This window comes from Paenibacillus sp. OT2-17 (assembly GCF_009827695.1).
GTDB classification, from domain to species: domain Bacteria; phylum Bacillota; class Bacilli; order Paenibacillales; family Paenibacillaceae; genus Paenibacillus; species Paenibacillus polymyxa_B.
This window is the reverse complement of record NZ_WUDQ01000299.1, coordinates 1-4,443: the sequence shown is the minus strand read 5'-3', so window position 1 is coordinate 4,443 and position 4,443 is coordinate 1. Positions and strand designations below refer to the sequence as shown.

At 46.9% G+C, this 4,443-nt stretch carries 3 protein-coding genes and 1 pseudogene; all 4 read left to right on the top strand.

Features of this window, described 5'->3' with window-relative positions:
- A partial coding sequence (locus GRP75_RS19905) for an ATP-dependent helicase C-terminal domain-containing protein (RefSeq protein ID WP_272917223.1) occupies nucleotides 1–985 on the top strand: 985 nt, incomplete at its 5' end.
- Between the two features lie 340 nt (nucleotides 986–1,325).
- Nucleotides 1,326–1,909, top strand: a pseudogene (locus GRP75_RS19900) (general stress protein).
- Nucleotides 1,910–2,179: 270 nt separating this feature from the next.
- Nucleotides 2,180–3,352, top strand: a complete 1,173-nt coding sequence (locus tag GRP75_RS19895; protein ID WP_023988293.1) for an acyltransferase — start codon at nucleotides 2,180–2,182, stop codon at nucleotides 3,350–3,352.
- 162 nt (nucleotides 3,353–3,514) lie between these two features.
- Nucleotides 3,515–4,153: a CatB-related O-acetyltransferase gene (locus GRP75_RS19890; protein WP_023988294.1), complete on the top strand. Its 639-nt coding sequence runs from the start codon at nucleotides 3,515–3,517 to the stop codon at nucleotides 4,151–4,153.
- The last annotated feature ends 290 nt before the right edge of the window (nucleotides 4,154–4,443 follow it).

The following is a 4,443-nucleotide window of genomic DNA, read 5'->3' as shown; positions in this document are numbered from 1 at the left end:
GCAGGACGAGCCTGACGGCTCCGCGGCTTGCGGGCTGCTGTTGGCCTTTGCGTACCCGGATCGGATCGCGCAGGGCCGGGGGGATGGCCGCTTTTTGCTTAGCGGCGGTCGGGGGGCGCGACTCCGACAAGTGGAGTGGATGTCGCGTTCGTCCTATCTCGTCGCCGCTGAAGTGGACGACGAGGGAGCAGACGGTGCTATTCAGTTGGCGGCACCAATTGAACTGCAAGAGCTGGTCGAACATTGCAGTGAAATGCTGTTGGAACAAGCTAACGTATACTGGGATAGCTCCGCCTCAGCAGTGAGAGCCCGCAAAGTACTGTGGCTGGGCTCACTTGTCTTAAAGGAAACGTCCTATGAGCGACCTCCGGCAGAGGAAGTAGCTGCTGCCTTGATGCAGGGTGTCCGTGAACGAGGTCTAAAGCTGCTGTCATGGAATCGGCAAACCCTCCAGTTGCAGGCGCGTTTGATTTTTATGCACTTCTCGGCCCCTGAGGACTGGCCGGACTGCACGGAATCGGCATTGCTGGATTCACTGGAATCGTGGCTGTTGCCTTTTGCTCTAGGAGCCAAAAATGTATCCGATTTGCAACGGCTGGACAGTGCTGCATTGCTGCTAGGCAGGCTAGATTGGGAACAGCGGCAGCAGCTTGATCAGGAAGCGCCGACGCATATCCGCGTACCCAGCGGTTCCCGCATTCCTGTCGATTATTCGAATCCTGAGGCACCAGCGCTGGCCGTACGACTACAAGAGTTGTTCGGTATGAGGGATACGCCTCTTATTGGACGCGGACGCGTACCCATTGTATTGCATTTACTGTCACCTGCCCAGCGACCTGTCCAAGTGACGTCCGACTTGTCCAGCTTCTGGAGCGAGGCTTACTTTGAAGTCAAAAAGGACCTGAAGGGCAGATATCCCAAGCATTATTGGCCGGATGATCCACTGGAAGCTGTGGCGACCAACAGGTCAAAGCCAAAGCGTTGACCAGCAACTGTCTTATTATGCGACAGAACGGTGTGAGAAGTAGTAAGCTGAATTCAAAAAATTCACATAAAAACGGAGTAGGCAGAATGGTGCTGTACAAGCGGAAGCGGTCGCCTTTGTCTCCAGGTTTCTACTCTTGCACGTTCATTCAGGAAATCTGGGTACAACAGCGATGGGAAGCACTATCTGACTGCGCAGTGGCTCCATATGTAACTTTTATAGAATGGTTTCAAATTGAAGGGTATCGACTTTTGAATTTTCGTAAAATCGTTTAAACGTCATAATGGCGGGGTAATGAAAGACGAACCACTCAACACCAAAATATTGGGAGGTAACTATTATGGCTAATAACTTAAACGATTATAATGAAAAGAAAATTGTTGGTGTTTTTGATACAGAGCAGGAAGCATCTCGTGCGATAGGACAATTGCAGAGCAAAGGAATCCCAAGCAGTGAAATTTCTGTGATCACCCGTGACCGTGACGAGCTAAGGACGATTAGTGAAGAGACAGGCACCAAAGCACCGGAGGGTGTAGCGACAGGGGCGGCTACCGGCGGTATTGTGGGCGGCGTTGCTGGCTTGCTGGCAGGCATCGGGGCCTTGGCTATTCCGGGTATCGGACCGATCCTTGCTGCTGGACCTATCGCGGCTACTCTTACCGGAGCAGCTGTCGGAGCGGGAGCAGGTGGCTTGGTCGGTGGACTGGTCGGGCTAGGCATTCCAGAAGATGATGCACGTCAATACGAGACATACGTCGATCAGGGCAAGATTTTAGTGCTGGTGGATTCTGCTGACCATCACAGGGATGTTTATGATATTTCCGCACCAACCGTTCGCTGAATGCGGATCGTTACAGAACGTATGATGATACGGTGGCGGATACGCGGACAGATGCGTACACAGATACTAGAAGGAACCTGTAAACAACTAACGGCTAGTTGAGAACGTGATTTAACAGGCTTTCCTATCTCCTTTGTATATAGGTTGTTTCTACAGCAGCAGTCTCCCCGAGAGGGAAGACTGCTGCTTTTACATGTTAGTGAAACATAGAATAAACCTGAGATAAATGATGCTTTGCTTGTTGTTGGCACGTTTATCCTTCTATATATTTTTACAGAATTGTCGTTATAATAGATTTGAGGATTTTGAAAAATACTGGATTTATAAATTGCTAGATGTAACAGGAGAGTGACATGAGTCAAAAAGAGAGAATTTCCGAAGTCGCTTTGCTAAGAGGGCTGGCTTTTGCCGCCGTTGTTCTTCAGCATTCCGTCGCACATTATGCGGTTGCGCAGGGGGCGCGCATCCAGGACGGGGTTTTGATGACACTTTTACTGCTGTGTTCCAAATTTGCAGTTCCGGTGTTTGTGTTTATCACGGGCATGGTGCTATTTTACAATTATGATGGGGTCTTAAAGTACGGAACGTTTTTACGTAAAAGATTCATGGACATCATCGTTCCGTATATCATATGGTCTCTTTTATACGAATTGGGAAATCAGCTTGCCCAAAGTGGTGGATATATTCACCCGCTGGATTTTTTCCAGAAGCTATTGAACGGGAAAAGCAGCTATCATCTATGGTACATCGTTATGATTATCCAATGTTATGTGTTATTTCCCGTGTTTCGTTATGCGGTCCGTCATTTGTCTGCGCTACTGCCGTCAAAATGGCGACCCGCTGCATTGGCTGGATTCGGCGTGCTATATATTTTGCTCATGTTCGCCGTTGGACCCGTATACCAAGCGATGGATAAGCTCCAGCTTCCGGTCATTACCTCTTGGTTTACCTTGTACGCTGACCGGAATGTGATCTACTTTTTCTTTTATTTTGTGTTAGGAGCGGCAGCCGGGATGAACGTCAAGCGTTGGAATGCTTGGGTAACCAAAGCACAGATGATATACTGGCCGTTGTTTATCGTGATTACAGGCTACTTACTGTACGAGATGATCGGTCAGTTCCAGACGCCGCGAGGTACAGTTCTTTCCTTTAACTATTTGTCTTTGCTGCGTCCGGTCATGGCTGTATATTGCGTCGCGTCTATTTTTGTAGCTTATCGGGTAGCGACGTGGATTGCTCATAAGGGGGGACGTGCGGCGAGTATGCTGACGGCCATCGGAACGTTGTCCTATGGAGCGTATCTCATGCATGCCTTTATGCTGCGTGTGACCTATTATTTTGACGAGACGTTTTTTGCAGACTGGAGCCACGTTCTTCGTACGCTGGCTTCGTTCGTTCTCTGTATGATCTTTTCCGTTGCCGGAACATGGCTACTGGCACGCTTGCCTCTGGGCAAATGGATCGTGGGGCTTCGGGTTCGTCCTCGCCCGACTGGAGGTCCGCCAGCCTTACAAAAGCAAGCCTGATTTGATAACCCAATCACATATGTTCACATGAGTATCCCAAAGCCAAGAACTAAGGCCAAGGGATACTTTTCTATCTACATTTGTTTAATAGTATGCATACTGATAGACTGGATGTTCCTTTACCAGTTAGGTGAAGGAACAACCATATGGGAGGGTCGCAAAATGAGTGGTCCAGATACAAGAAGCGTTTTTCCGATGAAAAATATTAGAAGTCTGTGTTTTTTGAACAATGTAGTGGTTAATCCATATATCGAAATCGGGGATTATACCTACTATGACGATGATGATAACCCTTTGGATTTTGAGAAAAATGTCCTTTATCATTTTGATTTTATAGGGGACAAATTAAAGATTGGTAAGTTTTGTGCGATTGCAGCCAAAGCCAAATTTATTATGAATGGTGCTAATCATAATACAAATGCATTTACGACTTTTCCTTTTGGAGCGTTTGGCGGAGATTGGGAAGTTGGTTTACCCAATTTAAGTGGGGGCTACAAAGGGGACACTGTGGTTGGAAATGATGTTTGGATTGGTTACAACGCTACCATTATGCCCGGAGTTCAAATTGGTGATGGCGCGATCATTGCGTCAAACGCCGTGGTGACTAAAGATGTTCGGCCATATTCCATTGTAGGAGGAAATCCTGCGAAGTTAATTCGTTATCGGTTTGATGAGGAAACTATAGCTATGCTACAAACCCTGAAATGGTGGGACTGGGACATCCAAAAAATAACAGAATATATTCCTGTTTTGACAAGTAACGATACGGAGGCCTTAAAACAATTAATCCAGTCTTCGTAATCTGTAACTCTATTTTTTTAGCTTTAATTACATTATTTCAACATATGAAAAATTCATAATAGTAAAAACAATAAAATCATTTCTCAGCGCTTCGCACACTACTCTATATCGCCTCATTCTATATCTCTCGCCATCTTAAAACAGGTCACAAGAGATGAAGGGTTCTCATACGCTCTCATATCATCAAAGGAAATAGTGTATGGACGCAGAGTGGTTTATAATGGAAGATAAGGTGCACGAATAAGGTGTGGAGGAGGCTGTGAAATGGCGTTTATGATATCCCAGCGGGC